The sequence below is a fragment of the Trebonia kvetii genome (assembly GCF_007827045.1).
In the GTDB taxonomy this organism is placed as follows: Bacteria; Actinomycetota; Actinomycetes; order Streptosporangiales; family Streptosporangiaceae; genus Trebonia; species Trebonia kvetii.
In genome coordinates, this window is record NZ_RPFW01000003.1 from 269,704 (window position 1) to 285,647 (window position 15,944).

Here is a 15,944-nt window from a genome sequence, read left to right on the forward strand (position 1 = left end):
CCTGACCCGCTCAGGAGGAGATTAACAATTTCACAGCTTCCGCAACGAACTCGAACTACGTGGCAACTGCACCGCCCCCGGGCTTCGCGGCTCCTTAGCTGGTCTCGCACGGCGGCCTTCTACGCGGTGACCATCGTCGTCGTGACTGCGGGCGCCATCTGGCTGGCGCTGCGCGTCGCCCCGCTGCAGACCGTATCGGCCGCGGGGCAGATCGCCCAGGTCGGCGCGACGCTGCCGAACGCCAGCCTGCGGGGTCCCGGTGAGCTGGACTTGTTCGGCGAGGTCATGGCCACCAAGCCGGACTTCCCGGGGCCCATCAGGCCCAGGCTGTCGCTCGAGCACATCACGATCGACCCCCAGGTTGTCCAGATGCTGCGCGCGGACGGCCCCGCCAAGGTCGAGCTGACGCTCAGCCAGCAGCTGGCGGCCGGCTGGGAGCACTACTTCCTGTGGGAGACGCTGATCGCCGTCGGCTTCGCGGCGGTGCCGCTCATCGCCGTGGCCGCCGTGCGCAGGAAGCCGGCCATCTGGCGGCTGCTCACGGCCGGGGTCGTCGTGGTTGTCGCGGTGAACGTGGGCGGGATCGCGCTAACCGCCTCCGGCACGCCCAAGGTGCTGCGCAGCGTCAAGACCGTCGACGATCTCGTCGGCGTCGACCCGCTCGCCGAGACGTCACCGGTCGGCGCGGCGCAGCCGGGCGTCCAGGCCGTCGTGATCGGCGACTCGACCGCGGCCGGCTGGGGGCTGCCCTGGGGGCAGAACCCGACCGCCGAGGAGCAGGCCTGCGGCCGCTCGCCCGAGTCGTACGCGACGGACCTCGCAGCGGCCAACCAGTGGAACGTGCTGAACCTGGCCTGCGGCAGCGCGACGATCGAGAACGGCCTGCTCGGCCCCGAGGTGCTTTACAACGGCGAGGTCGCGCCGCCGCAGCTGCCGCAGGCCGCCGCGGCGACCAACGCGAAGCTGATCGTGGTCAGCGTGGGCGCCGATGACCTGTCCTGGTCGGTGATGACCAAGCTGTGCGCGGCGTCGGCCGTCTGCGACGACAAGATCTCGTCCGCCTTCTTCAACCAGCTGCTCGACACCTTCACCAGGAACTACTACCAGCTGCTCAGCGACCTGGAGGGACTGCCGTCCCATCCGGCGGTGCTTGTCAACGAGTACTACTCGCCGTTCGGTGCGGACGTCGGCTGCCTGCAGCAGTACGGGATGACGCCCGCGAAGGTGAAGGTGCTGCTGTCCAGGCTCGGCCAGCTCAACAAGGTGCTCGCGCAGGGCGCGGGCCTATTCGGCTTCGGTGTCGCCGCGCCGCGGTTCACCGGGCACGAACTGTGCACTGCGGTCCCGTGGGTGCAGGGCCCGTCCGACCAGGCGCCGCTGCACCCGAACGCGGCGGGCGAGCTTGCCATCGCCCTCGCCGACCAGCAGGCGTTCCCGCTGCTTTCCCCGCCGCCGGTGATGCTGCCGTCGCCGTCGCCCTCGCCGACCACTACCCCCGCACTCGGCTAATCGGAAACGATCGGCCATCGCGGCCGATGGCCCGGTGAAAACCCCCGCGCGAATGCGGGTACGGCGCGGTCGCGCTGATGTCATTATGAGGAAGCATCTGGGCGTGCCACGCGCAAAAGCGCATTCACTCCCGCCTATTTGAACCGGATAGCGCGACCAGTCGTGACCCCAGACAAAGCTTCGATGAAAAGCATTGCGGAGGTAAAACGCAAATGAACTGTCCACAGTGTCAGACGCAGAACGGGCCAGACGCCTCCTTCTGCAGTAGGTGCGGAACACAACTCGCCACCGCGAGCGCACCCGCGGACCCAGGCGGCCCGGGCGGCCCGGGCGGCCCGGGCGGATACGGGGGCCCCGCCGGCTACCCGCCGGCCGGCGGCCCGGCCGGCTATCCCCCGGCAGGCGACCAGCCGCCGACAGGATTCCCGCCTGGCCAGTACCAGCCGGGCACTTCTGGCGGCTTTACCCAGCGCTCGAGCCTGCCGCCGGTCAACTTTGACCTGAGCAGGCTCAGCACGACCGACAGGATCGTCGCGGGCGCCACGTTCGTCACCATGATCTCCCTCTGGCTGCCCTGGTTCACCGCGTCCTACACGCTGCTCGGGCACACGGCGAGCTCGTCCATTAGCGGCACCGGAGACCACGGCTGGCTCTGGCTCGAGTTCCTGCTTGCGCTGGCCCTGATCGCCTACCTGGTGGCGCGTGCCGCCTGGGACCAGCTGCCGTTCCGCCTGCCGTTCTCGCACGAGACGCTGCTGATCGCGGCAACCGGCCTGCAGTTCCTGCTGATCCTGATCGGGTTCCTCGCCATGCCGTCCGCTGACGGCCTCGATGGCTTCTCCACCGGCTGGGGTTTCGGCGCCTTCCTCGCCCTGATCGCGTCGATCGTGGCGGCCGCCCCGGTCATCTACCCGCTGGTCAAGTCCTTCCTCGACAGCCGCAACGCGGCCCGCGTCTGAGCGGTGTCCGCCGACCGCCGCGCCGCACTCGCTGGCCAGTGGTCGCCGGGCGCGAAGCACGCACCCGTTCCGTACGGCCTTAAGACAAGGCCCCGGAACGGGTGCGCGGCATTTCCGCACCGACCACGGCGGTGACCCGGCCCGCGGTGAGCCGCTCGACGAGGTGCCGGGCCCGGCGCGCGCCATGTCCCCGCGGGTTCTGCTGGCCGTAGATCCGGTTCGCCTCCCGGGCATGCTCGAGCGCCCTGTCCGTGTCGCCGAGCGCGCGGCTCACCGCGGCGAGCAGTAGCCGCGTATCGGCGACCGCCGCCGCGCGGTCGGCGACGCCAAACGCGGCCTCCATCGCCAGCGTGAGCTCGAGTGCCTGTCCCGCCCGCTCCGGCTCGCCGAGCAGCAGCAGCGCGAGCGCCTCGTGCTTGCGGCTGCGCGCGGTGTCTGGCGCGGTACTGCCGAACAGCCGCATCCGCGCGGCGCGGATCGCGGTTACCTCGGCCAGCACCCGGCCGGCGATGCCGTGGCGCTCCTCTTCCCGGCTTCCTTCCGCCTGCAGCAGACGGCACAGGGCGACCAGCGAACGCGCCTCAAGGGTCAGCGGGTGCTCGGGTCCGTAGCTGGCCGCACGGACCCGTACCGCCTGCTCGGCAAGCGCCGTCGAGGCGGCCTGGTCTCCGTCGCCGCGGCGCTGCCCGAAGGCCAGTGCGAGGTTGGTCGTGGCGATGGACGTGAGATAGGCGTCCTCGCCGTGCGCGGCGCGGTGGAATTCGACCGCGTTCCGCAGTGCCGTGATGACCTCGGGCGAGGTGTCGCCCGCGTCTACCCGGGACATCAGGGCACGTTCGTGCAGCCGGAACCGGTGCGGGTCGGACGCGGGCAGGCGCGCGTCGAAGAACCGCGCGAGGCGGTCCCAGTGCCAGGGCCGCTCGCAGATCCGCAGCCCGGCCGAGTGCAGCACCATCGCGGCGCGGGCGAGCAGCAGCACGGCGGGGTGACCCGCGGGGAGCCGGGAGCCGTCCGCCTGGCCCGGCGGCGATGCGCTCTGCTGCCCTGGCTGGCGCTGTTGCCCGGGCTGGCCCTGTTGCCCTGGCTGGCGCTGCTGCACCGCGGGGAGCGGCACGGGCAGGCCAGTCTCCCGCAGGTCGGCTTCTGTTATCGCGTCCCGTAGCAGGCCGGCCGCGAACAGGCTGGCACGCTGCTGGTCGGCGGGGGAGCGGCGGCCAAGGACGTTCAGTGCCTCGGTGGCGCCGCGCAGCCGGGCGGCGGCGGTCCTTGCCTGTTCCTCGGCGGCGAATGCGGATTCCGGTGTCACCCGCTTACCTCCTCAAGGAGCGCGGACAGGCCGCCGATCATCGAGCGCAGCCGCCTGGCCTGTTCTTGGGTGATGACGACGTCGCCGTCTCCCGGGTGCAGGATCCGGTCGGACAATTCGGCGGCCGACCGGAGCACATCGGCGACTGGCTCGGAGGGCGGGCTGAGCAGCGACCGCACCTCATGCCTGACGGTGTTGAGCGCCCCGAGCGGCGTGATGCTCACGTCGTTCAGCACGGACTGCACCACTTCATCGGCAAGGACGGAGAGCCGTTCGCCGTGCCCGGCGGTGGCGGGGGAGCCGGCCCACCGGGTGCAGCCGCCGGCGATCGCGGTCATGTCCTCGAGCACGCAGGCCGGCGGCCCCGCCGGGCGGTAGGCGGCGAGCGGCCTGTCCTCAGCCGCCCAGGCGGCGAGCGCCCGCAGGTAGGCGGCCGCCCATTCGGCCCGCGACATATCGAAGGCGTCGGCGACCTCGATGACGCCCTCCCGGTAGGGCCAGAACGTCACCACCCGTGCCTCGCCGAGGAAGGCGGCGGTCGGCCGGACGGCGGGATCTGGCCCGGCCAGACGGAGGATCTGCTGGCCCTGCTGGCTGTGCCGGTACCGCCGGTACACCGGCTCGGCCCCCGCATAGTGCCCGTGCTCCGCCACCAGCTTCAGCAGCCCGGGCAGTTGCAGGGGCGGCTGCTCGCGCCGCCTCGCTTTCCGCTCCGCGGCGCTCGCCGCCGTTCCGCCTGCCGCGTGACCGTCCAGAATCGACCGCAGTGCGGCATAGTCCCTGACCCGCTCGGACCACGCTCCGGCGCGCCGCGCACCGCTCGCGTGCCGGTACCAGCGTGCCGTCCGTGTCGCCTCTAGTTCTTGCCTTGTTGATGGCATGCCCCACCCCTGGATGCCGTGCCCTGTTGTGAGTCAGTATCCGGGCGCGGCGGGGAAAACCCCAATGTCAGGGCAATGTCCGGACATCCCCGGACAATCGCCGGTGCCTGAGCCGGATTCTCGGCTTTGCCCTCACCGAGTGGAATTCTGGCCGCACCCGTGCGGATTCGGCTTACGCTGCAATTGCACGGCGGGAACCTTCAGGTCGGCTGCCGGAAGGCAGGTGGGGCGATGGCACAGTGGCGTCGGCGGCCGCGGCTGCTGACCTCCTACGGATACCGGCCGCCGCCCGAGGCAACCATTCGCGGCCGGCGCTGCGCCAGCCGCGACTGCGGTGCACCCGTCGGGCGCCTGCGGCGGCGTTGCGGTCGCTGCGGCGGTCCCGCTGACCCGGAGTTCGACGAGCCGTGGGCTCACGAAGCCCTGGGCGCGGAACTGACCTGGCTCGCCAGGGGCGGACCGGCGCGCGAGGCGGGGGCCGCGCGGGACCGGCTCGTCGCCTGGCGGGTCAAGGACGCCGTGGTGCGCCGCGATGACCTTGCCGCGGCGCAGGCGCGGCAGGTGATGCACGACTACGCGGACCGGCGCCGGGCGGAGGATTCGCGGTGGAGTCCCGGCCCGATGCTCGGGCTTGCCGTGTTCGGCGCGCTCGGCCTGCGCGACCTCGACGGCGCGGCGGGCGATCTGCGCCTCTGGCTGGAATTGTCGGGCGGTGAGGAGACCACGGGCGGCCCGTGCGCGTTCGGCAACGCCACCTCGGTCATGCACGCGGTGGTCAGCTTTCTCGCGGCGCCGGGCGGGGCGGCGCATCCGATGGCGGAGGAGATCAGGAGGGGCTGCCTGCGCGTCGCTGGCGGCTGCCTGCGCGCGGGCCGGTAAGGAGTGCGGCTCAGTCACCGCGGCGCGCGGGCGGGCGATGGCGCGCAGCGTCGTGACCGTCCCGAGGCAGCAGGCCGCGAGCAGCGCGTACGGCACCAGGTCCGACGTGGCCTGGGCCAGCGCGCCGCTGGCTGACGAGGAGACGGACTGGCCTGCCGCCCAGGCGAGGTTGGCGACGGCGAAGGCGATGCCCTGGTTGAGGCCGAGGCGCTGCGCGCCGTCCGCGACGAGGGCGGACGCCGGGGCGTAGAGCGCGCCGTAGAACGGCAGCCCGGCGATGAGCAGGCCAATCAGCACCGGCACCGCCGTCGGCAGCGGGAGCAGGAGGGCGACCGCGGCCCCCACGACAAGCGCCACCCCGAGCGGACGTGCCACGCCGATGCGGTCGGACAGCCGCCCGGCGAGCGGCGACACCCCGGCTTCCGCGAGCGCGGCGCACAGGAACGTGACGGCGATCACCGTTCCTGACGCGCCGAGCCTGGACAGGCGCAGCGGCGCGAGCACGTCGGCCATGCCGAAGGCGATCCCAGCGAGCGCCATCAGCCAGCAGCCCATGACGACCTCGCGGTCGCGCAGCGCGGGCAGCGCGGCGCGCAGCGACTGCGGCGCCTGCGGGCGCGGCGACGGCACGGTGAACGCTACGGCGATCAGCGCCACGTCGAGGACCGAGGCGGCGGAGAAGGCGGCACCGGTCCCCGTGAAGTTGGCGACGGCACCGACCACGGGACCAAACAGCGCGCCGACCACCGCGGCGCCGATCGCGGTGCCGAGCAGCTCGCCGCGCCGTGACTCGGGAGCGGCCGTGGCCAGCCAGGACAGCGAGGCCGTCCAGGTGCAGGCGCCGCCGATGCCCTGCACCAGACGCGCCGCGATGAGCAGTCCGGCTGAGGTAGTCCAGCCGAAGGCGAGCGTCGACACGCCCATCAGCGCCAGCCCGGCCACCGCCACGGTCCTGTCGCCGAACCTCGCGACGAGCGCGCCGCTTGGCAGGGACCCGAGGAGGGTGCCCGCCGGGTAGGCCGCGATCAAGATCCCCGCGCCCGCCTTGGACAGCCCGGCGGCCGCCGCGTAATGCGGAAGCAGCGGGGTGAGCGCCGAGAAGAAGACGGTGTCCACCGCGACGATCGCGCAGGTCAGCGCCAGCAACCGGACGATGGGCGGCTCCAGTTTGATACGTTCCTGCCGCACCGCTCACCTGTCCCCGTTAAACCCTGCGAAACTCCTGAGACACGCCCAGCGAGCTTACCTCGCGCGGGTGCACCGGGTCCGCCGGCGGTCCCGCGGTACGAAAACGGATGGCTCCGCACCCCTCGGGTGCGCGGAGCCATCCGGCGATCGTGCGGGTTCAGCCGGCCAGGCCCTCCAGGGCGCGCCGTACCAGGACGCGGGCGAGGTGCTCGCGGTAGTCGACGTCGGCGTGGAAGTCGTAGCCGGGCGAGGTGCCCTCGGCCGCGAGCTGCGCCGCCTCCGCGGCGGACGCGCCGGCCTTCAGCGCCTCTTCGGTGGCGAGCGCGCGCAGCGGCGTGCCGCCCATGGAAGCCAGCGCGACCCGGCCGCCGTAGGCGGCGGCGCCGACGATGGCCCAGTCGTTGGCCCGCCTGACGAACTTCTGGTAGCCCCACGGCACGGTGCCGCCTGGGCTGTTGGGGCCGCCGCGCGGCACCCGGACGGCGGTGAGCAGTTCGTCGGGCCCGAGCACCGACTCGAACGGGCCGGTGAAGAAGTCGTCGGCGGCGACGGTGCGGGTCCCGGCGGGGCCGGTGATCTCGATCGTGCCGCCGAGCGCGAGCAGGGTCATCGGCAGGTCGGCCGACGGGTCGGCGTGCGCGAGCGACCCGCCGATCGTGCCACGGTGGCGGATCTGCGGGTCGCCGACCTGCTCGGCCGCGTAGGCCAGAATCGGCGCCTCGGCCTTGAGCAACTCGGATGAGGCCACGTCGGCGTGCCTGGTGGTGGCCCCGATGACCACTTCGTCGCCGTCAATGGTGATGCCGGAAAGCTCAGTGATGCGGGCGATGTCGATGAGCACCGCGGGCTGGGCCAGGCGCACCTTCATCATCGGCAGCAGCGAGTGCCCGCCCGCCAGCAGCTTGGCGTCTTCGCCGTGCTCCGCGAGCAGCGCGAGCGCGTGCGCGGCGGAGTCTGCGACCTCGTAGTCGAAGGACGCGGGGATCATGCTGTCACCTCAGAACCAGGCACCTCGGAAGAGCCGGACAGCTTGTCCGCGGCGGCGAGCACCGAGCGGACGATGTTGTGATAGCCGGTGCAGCGGCAGAAGTTGCCCTCGAGGCCCTCACGGACCTGCTGCTCGGTCGGGTGCGGGTTCTCCGCGAGCAGGCTGGTCGCCGCCATCACCATGCCGGGCGTGCAGAAGCCGCACTGCAAGCCGTGGTTCTCACGGAACGCCTGCTGTACGGCGCTCATTGTGCCGTCCTCGGCGACAAGTCCCTCGGCGGTGGTCACCGAGCGGCCGTTGGCTTGCACGGCGAGGACCGTGCAGGACTTGACAGATTCCCCGTCGAGCAGCACCGTGCAGGCGCCGCAGGAGGTGGTGTCGCAGCCGACGTTCGCCGCCCGGAGGCCGAGGGTTTCGCGGAGATAATGGACGAGCAGCAGCCGAGGCTGGACCTCGTCGCTGCGGGTTGTCCCGTTGACCGTGAGCTTGATCTCCATGACGATCAGGCCTCCTTCGAGCCGCGAGCGGCGTTGATCGCCCGCCAGACCCGCTGCGGGGACGTGGGCATGTCGATGTGCGTGACGCCAAGGTGCGATACCGCGTCGATGACCGCGTTCTGCACCGCGGGGGTCGATCCGATGGAGCCGGCCTCGCCGATGCCCTTGGCGCCCAGCGGGTTGTAGGACGTCGGGGTTTCCATGTCGACCAGCTCGTAGCTCGGCACCTCGGTCGCCGAGAGGAACGGGTAATCGGCGAAGGTCGCGGTCAGCGGGTTGCCGTCCTCGTCGTAGACGACCTCCTCGAGGAACGCCTGCGCCGCGCCCTGCGCGATGCCGCCGTGCCGCTGCCCCTCGGCGAGCAGCGGGTTGATCACCGTGCCCGCGTCGTCGACGGTCACGATCCGGCAGAACCAGACCTTGCCTGTCTCGGTGTCGACCTCGACGACCGCCACGTGGGTGCCGAACGGGAACGTCGGCCCCGGCGAGGTGAACACGCTGCGGACGAACAGCCGCTCGGTGCCGGCTAGCGATGACAGCGGCACCGAGATGTCCGGGTCGCCCTTGACGTGGAACGACGAAGAGGACACGTCGAAATCAAGGTCGCCGGGCGCGGCCTCGAGCAGTTCCGCGGCCCGGTCGCGGGCCACGTCAAGCAATTCGCGCGAGGCCTGTTGTACGGCCGCTCCGCCGAGCTGCAGCGAGCGGGAGCCGCCGGTGCCGCCGCCCTTGGGGATCAGGTCGGTGTCGCCCCATTTGACGGTGACCTTGTCGATCGGAATGCCGAGTTCCTCGCTGACGATCATCGCCCAGACCGTCTGGTGCCCCTGTCCGTGCGGGGAGGTGCCGGTCAGCACGGTGGCGGTCCCGTCTGGGTGCACCTCGACGGTGCCGTTCTCGTTCGGGCCGCCGGCCTCGCCGCCCGGCCCGGTGATCTCCACGTAGGAGGAGAGGCCGATGCCGAGCTGCACCGTGTCGCCGCTGTCGCGGCGCCTGGCCTGCTCGGCGAGCAGTCCCGGATAGTCCGCCGCGGCCAAGGCCTTCTCCAGCGCGGTGACGTAGTCGCCCGAGTCGTAGACGGCCCCGAAGGCGGTCTTGTGCGGCTCGGTGAACTTGGGCAGCAGGTTCTTGCGCCGCACCTCGGCCGGGTCGACGCCCGCGGCGTCGGCGAACAGGTCCATTGCCCGGTCGATCGCGGCGGCGGCCTCCGGGCGGCCCGCGCCGCGGTAGGCGCCGACCGGCGTGGTGTTCGTCGCCACCGAGGTGGCCCATGCCTCAGCCCGGGGAATGCGGTACGGGCCTGGCGCCATCAGGATCGTCAGTGACGGCAGGAACGGGCCGAACTTCGGGTACGCGCCGCCGTCCTGGAGGATCTCCAGCCGGTAGGCGAGCACGGTGCCGTCCTTCATGCCGCCGATGGTGATCTTGTGCTGCTGCGCCCGGCCGTGGGTCATCCCGACCAGGTTCTCCATCCGCGTCTCCGACCAGCGCGCCGGACGGCCGAGCTGCTTGGCGATCCAGCAGGTGACGACCTGCTCGGCGTCGACGCCGAACTTCGCGCCGAACCCGCCGCCCACGTCGGGCGTGATGATGCGCACCACGTCGGGCGTGACGCCGAGCGCCCCCACCAGGGCACCCTTGGTGCCCTGCGCGCCCTGGTTCGGTATCCACGCGGTCAGCCGGCCGTCCTCGCCCCACGCGGCGGCGGCGGACCGGGACTCCATCGGGGCCGGGGCGACCCGGCGGTTCTGCACGACCTCGCTCTTCACCACCTCGCAGCCGTCGAAAAGATGCGGGTCGGCCGCGGATGCGTCGCCGAACGTGCAGACCACGTTCGTCCCTGCCTCCGGGAACAGCAGCCCCTTCACCCCGGACAGCGCGTCGTTCATGTCGACCACCGCGGGCAGGAAGTCGTAGTCGACGTCGACCAGCTCGATCGCGTCTTCGCCCTGGTACATCTCCTCGGTGACCACCGCGGCGACCGGCTCGCCCACAAACCGGACCGTGTCGCTGGCGAGCAGCGTCTGGATCATGGCCTGGTTCATGTTCGGCACCGCCGGCTTGAGCGGCTTCATCCCGTCCGCCGCGAGGTCGGCTGCCGTGTAGACGGCGACGACACCCTCGGCCTCCTTCGCCGCGCTCGTGTCGATGCTGTTGATCTTCGCGTGCGCGACGGTCGAGCGGACGAAGTGCACGTAGCACGCGCCCGCCAGCCGTTCGTCCTGCACGTCTTCGGTGTAGATGGCTCCCGTGGACAGGAAGCCGGGATCTTCGGTCCGCAGGACCCGGGTACCGAGAATGCTCACGCCGTCTTAACTCCTCTTGCAGGCTCGTTGCAGGCTCGCGACCTGGCTGCGGATGATCCTCCATGCCGATCCAACTCGTTCGCGGCCGGCCAGGTCAAACCGGAGGGGACAACCACAGGTTATCCCGAACGGAGGGAAGCTCCGTTTTTGTGGTCCGGCACAAGCCCTGGTAGTCACAGTGCGACTACCAGGGCTTTTGTCATCAGCCCGAACCTTGCGCGGGTGCGTGGTACTCGGCGAGTCCAGCGGCGTTGACCCTGAAAGCGCATGGCCGTTGGTTCCCGCGGGAACCAACGGCCATGACGGGGAAGGCTAGTTCCGCACCGAGAGGACGTTGAATACGTCCCGGCCGAAGTCGGTCGCGGTGGCCGCGAAGCCGAGGTGGCCGCGGTTGTCCGCGCCGCCGCGGGTGACGCCGAGCAGGTCCTCGAACGTGCGCAGCGCCGAGTAGTGGTTGTACGAGCCGGCGCTGTATACCGAGCCGGCCTTGATCCAGCGCGCGTTGAACAGGACCGCGCCGATCTGGCCGCCGCCTGGCATGGTGCCGGTCGCGGGCTCGGTGTTCGGAGTGAGGCCCTTGAAGCCGAGCAGGTCGTAGTAGGTGAGACCGCCGTAGGCGGCGATCGGCGCGTTGAGTAGCGGCGAGTAGCCGGGGTTGGCGCTGTTCGGCCCTGGCTGCTCGTTGTCAGCCGCAGCAACGTCGGTGACGGCACCCTCGTCGAAGGTGAGCATGACGAGAGTGCTGCCGCTGCGGTAGGCCGGGGAGTTGAGGATCAGCGGCATCCAGGTCTTCAGCCAGTCGTCGGCGCCGACGAGGCCGCCTGCGGTGGTGCCCGCGGCGTTCAGGCCTGCGCAGGTTGCGTCGTGGCCGTCGTCGCACAGGTTCGGCGTGATGAACGCGAACTTGGGCGTGCTCCACTGGTGCTTAAGGTCGTCGGCGAGATGGCCGGCGTACGAGACGGTGCCGCTGGTGGCGGTGGTCGCGGTGCCGAGCGGCACCACATCGTGGTCGCACAGCAAGGAGTAGTCGGTCACCGCGTGGAAGTAGATGAACGGGTTGTGCCGGTTGGCGTACTGGTCGGTGACCGTCGACTTGACCTGTGTGCCGGTCGCGTTCGGGCCTTCCGCGTTGTTGGTGTCGTCGGCCGCGGTGCCGTTCACCTGGACGGGGTGGGCGCAGTCGGTGCCGCCGGCCGGGTCGGTGACGCCTCCGTCCCTGGCCGGGTCATTGCCCATGTCCCCGGCGTACTCCCGCCAGTCGGAGCCAATCGTCCACGGGTACGCCGCGTCGAGCTGGTTGCCGATCGTCTGCACGGACCTCGGAAACACGCAGCCCCGGCCGTCGACTTGGCCGGGGTAAGCGGCCTGGTTCGGGTCGAGGGTGCCGGGCGTTACGTCGGTGTAGGCCCCGCCGGCGCCGCCCGTGCAGTCGCTGCTCGTCAGCAGGTTCGGCGCCTGCCCGGAGACCTGGGCGATGTAGTTGTCAAGGCTGACGTGCCCGACCGCGTAGTAGTTCTTGACGAATTCGCCCGCGGGCAGCAGCGTGCCGTTCAGGTAGGTGGCAGGCGAGTTCGGGCCGAACGTGGCCGACTCGTCCTCGTTCTCCAGGTCGATGACGATGACGTGCTTGATCGCGCCCGCGGGCGGCAGGGAACCGGCGTTCCCGTGCCCTTCGGATGCCGACGCGGCGAGCGAGGGGACGACGGCGAGACCCACGGCGGCTGCGCCCGCCACCACGATCGTCGCCGCTGCCCGGCGTGCCCGTGCCTTGCGGTTCATGAAGCTCCCTTCGCTGCTCGGGCGAAACAATCGATTTCTCCCGGTTCAGCGACAAAAGATCATTGCCGAAATCGGCCGGCTGCTAGCGGAAAGCGTCGGCTAGCCGAACAGGGCGCGGATATCGTCGGCGGACAGCGAGGAGGAAAACGCGCCCTCGCTGTCGATTACCGAGGAGAACAGCTCGGCCTTGCGCGCCTTGAGCGCCATCACCTTCTCCTCGATGGTGCCGGAAGCGATCAGCCGGTACACCATGACGTGCCGCGTCTGCCCGATCCGGTGCGTGCGGTCCACGGCCTGTGCCTCGGTGGCCGGGTTCCACCACGGGTCGAGTAGGAAGCAGTAGTCGGCCTCCGTCAGGTTCAGCCCGAACCCGCCGGCCTTGAGCGAGATGAGGAACACCGGCGCGGTTCCCTCCTTGAAGGCGGAGATCACCGCGCCCCGGTTGACGGTGGAGCCGTCCAGGTAGCAGCACTCCACGCCGGCCGCCTCGAGCCGGGCGCGCGCCATCCGGAGGAAGCGGGTGAACTGGCTGAAGACCAGTGCCCGGTGCCCGCCGCCCACCACGTCCTCGATCTGCTCGGCCAGCGCGTCGAGCTTGGCGGACGGCACGTCGGAATGCTCCTCGTCGACCAGCGCCGCGTGCAGCGACAGCTGCCGCAGCAGCGTCAGCGAGCGCAGGATGGTGAACCGGTTGTGGTTGACGTCGTCAAGCAGGCCGAGGATCTTCTGCCGCTCGCGCTGCAGGTGGGTCTGGTAGACCTTCCTGTGCGTCGGGTCAAGCTCGACCTCGAGGACCTGCTCCTGCTTCTCCGGCAGGTCCGCGGCCACCTGTTCCTTGGTGCGCCGCATGATCAGCGGCCTGATCCGGCGCCGCAGCTGGGCCAGGAGATCGCCGCTGCCGTTCTTCTCGATCGGCTTGGCGTAGTAGTCCCGGAACCGCTCCGGGTTCGGGAACAGCCCGGGCGCGGTGATCGACAGCAGCGACCACAGCTCCATGAGGTTGTTCTCCATGGGCGTGCCGGTGATCGCGATCTTGAACGGCGCGGCAATCCGCCGAGCGCACTGGTACGCCTTCGACTGGTGGTTCTTGACGTACTGCGCCTCGTCGAGGACGAGCCCCGCCCACTCGTGCGCCGCGAACGTCTCGAAGTCGAGCCGCAGCAGCGTGTACGAGGTCACCACCGCGTCCGCCCCGCCGATCACGTCCGCGAGCGTGCCGCCGCGGCGGCCGATGGTGTCGGAGACCGTCACCACCTTCAGGTCCGGGGTGAAGCGGTGTGCCTCGGCCGTCCAGTTCGTGAGCACGGAGGTCGGCGCCACGATGAGGAAAGGCGGATGCCGAACGGGTTCCGACGAACCCGTTCGGCTGATGTCTTTGACGTGTTGCAGCAGCGCCAGGGTCTGCAGTGTCTTTCCGAGGCCCATGTCGTCGGCCAGGATGCCGCCGAGCCCGTGCCGCCACAGGAACGCGAGCCAGTGGAAGCCGGACAGCTGGTAGGGCCTGAGCTGCGCGTTGAGCGTCGCGGGCAGCGGCACGGCGTCGATCTCCTCGACGGCGAGCAGCCCGCGCACCTGCTCCTGCCAGCGGGCGGCCTGGTGGCTGACCGAGCCGATCTCGGATAGTTCCTCCCACAGGCCCGCCTGGAAACGGCTGATGCGCAGCCCGCCGTCCGGCTGGTCCTGGAGTGCCTTGGCCTCCTCGATGAGCCTGGCGAGCGTGGCGAGTTCCGGCTTGTCGAGCGAGAAGTACGCGCCGTCGGCGAGCAGCATGTGCGATTGCCCGTGCGCGAGCGCGACGAACAGGTCGGCGAACGGCACCTCGCGGCCCTCGACGGTGACGCTGATGCCCAGGTCGAACCAGTCGCGGTCGCCGTCGAGCTCGCCGGCGGACAGTCCGATCTCCAGCGAGTCGCCGGCCTCGTGGTAGTCGGGCACCTGGCCCGTCAGCTCGACCCGCACGCCGTCGCGGCTGGAAAGCAGCGGCAGCACCTCGGTGCTGAACGTCATGGCCTCGAACCCGCGCAGGGTGTGCCTGCCAGCGGGAAACAGCCCGCTCGGTGCGCCGAGGCTGTCCGCGGTCGCACGGGACGGCACGCCGGGTGCTGCTGGCAGGCTCAGGCCGCGCAGCACCCGCGCCTCGGCTTCCGGGTCGCGGAACGGGTCGCGTGCGGCGCCCAGTGCCGCGCGCAGTTCGGTGCCGCCGACCCGGTAGGACCACTCCCAGCGCACCTCGAGGTGGTGGCCGCCGGTGTAGTCGGCGTGCACCACAAGCTCGGGCCCGGAGATCTCCGGCGCGGTGAACGAACCGTCGGACGAGGTAACGGTGGCCTGGCGGCGCAGCCTCGGGTAGTACCTGGACAGGAAGGCGGCCTGCCCGGCCTCGGGAACGACAAGCTGCTCGTCGGTCAGCGCCAGTTGCTGCAGCTGCGCCGGCACGGGGTGGGTGAGCCTGGCGAGCCGGAACCCGGCGAGCTCGCCGGGTCCGCCCTCGGCGGCTCTGCCTTCCCTGGCCCTGTTCTCTCCGGCGCTGTCCTCTCCTGGACTGGCCTCTCCGGCCCTGGCCTCCGCGCGGTCGGCGTAGATCACGCCGTGGCCCTCGCTGCCGACGAACCTGAGCGGAACCGCGTCCACGCCGTCGTCCGTCTTGATCACCGGGGCGATAAGCAGGGTGGTGCCTTCGGTCGTCACGTCCAGGCACAGCTCCGCGGTGCCGGGCGGCGGCACGGTGCCCTGCCTGCCCCGGTAGAGGAAGGGCAGGCCCGCCGCGTATGCCTGGTCGAGGATTGGCCACAGCTGCCTGGACTCGCAGCCGGACAGGTCCAGGTACTTCACGTCGCCGTACCCGGCGAAGGAGTAGCTGCCCGAGTAGTGGTACTGCTGGCCGGTGCTCGCCCGGTAGAGGGCGTGCAGTTCCTGCAGCAGCCTGATCTGCGCGGCGGGTATCTCGCCGCGCAGCAGCAGGTAGTCCAGCTTTGACCAGGTCAGGGTGCCGGCCACCCAGCCCCCGAGCCGGCCGGGCTGCACCAGCCGCGCCTGGAGCTTGAGCCTGCGGGCGGGGTCCTCGGGTGGCGGCTCGTAGCGGCCGTTGTCCGTGCTGTAGCTGGGGTAGCGGACGGGCTCGACGGCGACCTGGACAAGGGACAGCTCGACCGCCAGCCGCGCGCCAGCGGTGACGTCGCTTGCCGCGGGCGGGTCGGCGGGCTGCGGCGTGGCGAGCAGCGAGTCGAGCGGCTGCTCCCAGGGCAGCGCCGAGCGGCGGGCGGCGGTGGCCGCCATCGGTCCCGTCGTTGGCAGCAGCGTCTCGTCCGTTGCGGCGAGCACCAGCGCGGCGACGTGCACGCAGTTGGTGCCGGTGGCGCAGCTGCAGTAGCCCTCGCGGAACCGGAGCGGAAACCCTGGTGAGGCGCGGAACGAGGCGGAAACCGTCCTGATCTCGCCGCCGGCGTCGCGGACGGTTCCGGTGAGCAGCTGCTGCGAGGCTTCCCATGCCATCTGCACGATCGCGCCGCGTTTTACCGCGGCTGTGCCGTCGGAGCACCCTTCCGGCCCGACAGCCGCACGGAAGGATGCGAGATCGACATCCCGAAGCGCGACCCGTTGCATCCCATCGAGCCTATCCGGTGATTGTTACTAGCGGGGGCACGGAAGACGG

General features: G+C 71.0%; 10 protein-coding genes. 2 read left to right on the top strand and 8 right to left on the bottom strand.

Annotation, left to right across the window (positions count from 1 at the left end):
* Positions 1 to 141: 141 nt before the first annotated feature.
* Positions 142 to 1,509 (top strand): GDSL-type esterase/lipase family protein, encoded by a 1,368-nt coding sequence (locus EAS64_RS16065; protein WP_222849356.1) that lies wholly within the window; start codon positions 142 to 144, stop codon positions 1,507 to 1,509.
* A gap of 212 nt (positions 1,510 to 1,721) precedes the next feature.
* Positions 1,722 to 2,468 carry a zinc ribbon domain-containing protein gene (locus EAS64_RS43605; protein WP_187365955.1) on the top strand — a complete coding sequence of 249 codons (747 nt, stop codon included), beginning with the start codon at positions 1,722 to 1,724 and terminating at the stop codon, positions 2,466 to 2,468.
* Positions 2,469 to 2,547: 79 nt separating this feature from the next.
* On the opposite strand, the gene EAS64_RS16075 is transcribed toward EAS64_RS43605, so the two are convergent.
* The 8 genes from EAS64_RS16075 to EAS64_RS16110 form a co-directional block, all read right to left on the bottom strand.
* Positions 2,548 to 3,774, bottom strand: a complete 1,227-nt coding sequence (locus EAS64_RS16075) for a tetratricopeptide repeat-containing protein (RefSeq protein WP_145853818.1) — start codon at positions 3,772 to 3,774, stop codon at positions 2,548 to 2,550.
* Positions 3,771 to 4,655 (bottom strand): hypothetical protein, encoded by an 885-nt coding sequence (locus EAS64_RS16080; RefSeq protein WP_145853819.1) that lies wholly within the window; start codon positions 4,653 to 4,655, stop codon positions 3,771 to 3,773. Before EAS64_RS16080 ends, EAS64_RS16075 begins: the two co-directional genes overlap by 4 nt.
* 132 nt (positions 4,656 to 4,787) lie before the next feature.
* Positions 4,788 to 6,722, bottom strand: a complete 1,935-nt coding sequence (locus EAS64_RS16085) for an MFS transporter (RefSeq protein WP_145853820.1) — start codon at positions 6,720 to 6,722, stop codon at positions 4,788 to 4,790.
* 157 nt (positions 6,723 to 6,879) lie between these two features.
* On the bottom strand, positions 6,880 to 7,710 hold the full coding sequence (locus EAS64_RS16090) for an FAD binding domain-containing protein (protein WP_145853821.1): 831 nt from the start codon (positions 7,708 to 7,710) through the stop codon (positions 6,880 to 6,882).
* Positions 7,707 to 8,207 (bottom strand): (2Fe-2S)-binding protein, encoded by a 501-nt coding sequence (locus EAS64_RS16095; protein WP_145853822.1) that lies wholly within the window; start codon positions 8,205 to 8,207, stop codon positions 7,707 to 7,709. The genes EAS64_RS16090 and EAS64_RS16095 overlap by 4 nt, the downstream gene beginning before the upstream one ends.
* A 5-nt stretch (positions 8,208 to 8,212) precedes the next feature.
* Positions 8,213 to 10,513 (bottom strand): xanthine dehydrogenase family protein molybdopterin-binding subunit, encoded by a 2,301-nt coding sequence (locus EAS64_RS16100; RefSeq protein ID WP_145853823.1) that lies wholly within the window; start codon positions 10,511 to 10,513, stop codon positions 8,213 to 8,215.
* Between the two features lie 312 nt (positions 10,514 to 10,825).
* Positions 10,826 to 12,292, bottom strand: coding sequence for an alkaline phosphatase family protein (locus EAS64_RS16105; RefSeq protein WP_145853824.1), 1,467 nt, complete (start codon positions 12,290 to 12,292; stop codon positions 10,826 to 10,828).
* A gap of 99 nt (positions 12,293 to 12,391) precedes the next feature.
* Positions 12,392 to 15,784, bottom strand: a complete 3,393-nt coding sequence (locus EAS64_RS16110) for a DEAD/DEAH box helicase (RefSeq protein ID WP_222849357.1) — start codon at positions 15,782 to 15,784, stop codon at positions 12,392 to 12,394.
* Positions 15,785 to 15,944: the final 160 nt, after the last annotated feature.

What these genes read in the sequence shown, in the direction of transcription:
- EAS64_RS43605 (WP_187365955.1), top strand. Translation starts at nt 1,722, where the DNA reads ATGAACTGTCCACAGTGTCAGACGCAGAACGGGCCAGACGCCTCCTTC.
- EAS64_RS16080 (WP_145853819.1), bottom strand. Translation starts at nt 4,655, where the DNA reads ATGCCATCAACAAGGCAAGAACTAGAGGCGACACGGACGGCACGCTGG.
- EAS64_RS16090 (WP_145853821.1), bottom strand. Translation starts at nt 7,710, where the DNA reads ATGATCCCCGCGTCCTTCGACTACGAGGTCGCAGACTCCGCCGCGCAC.
- EAS64_RS16095 (WP_145853822.1), bottom strand. Translation starts at nt 8,207, where the DNA reads ATGGAGATCAAGCTCACGGTCAACGGGACAACCCGCAGCGACGAGGTC.
- EAS64_RS16105 (WP_145853824.1), bottom strand. Translation starts at nt 12,292, where the DNA reads ATGAACCGCAAGGCACGGGCACGCCGGGCAGCGGCGACGATCGTGGTG.
- EAS64_RS16110 (WP_222849357.1), bottom strand. Translation starts at nt 15,784, where the DNA reads ATGGCATGGGAAGCCTCGCAGCAGCTGCTCACCGGAACCGTCCGCGAC.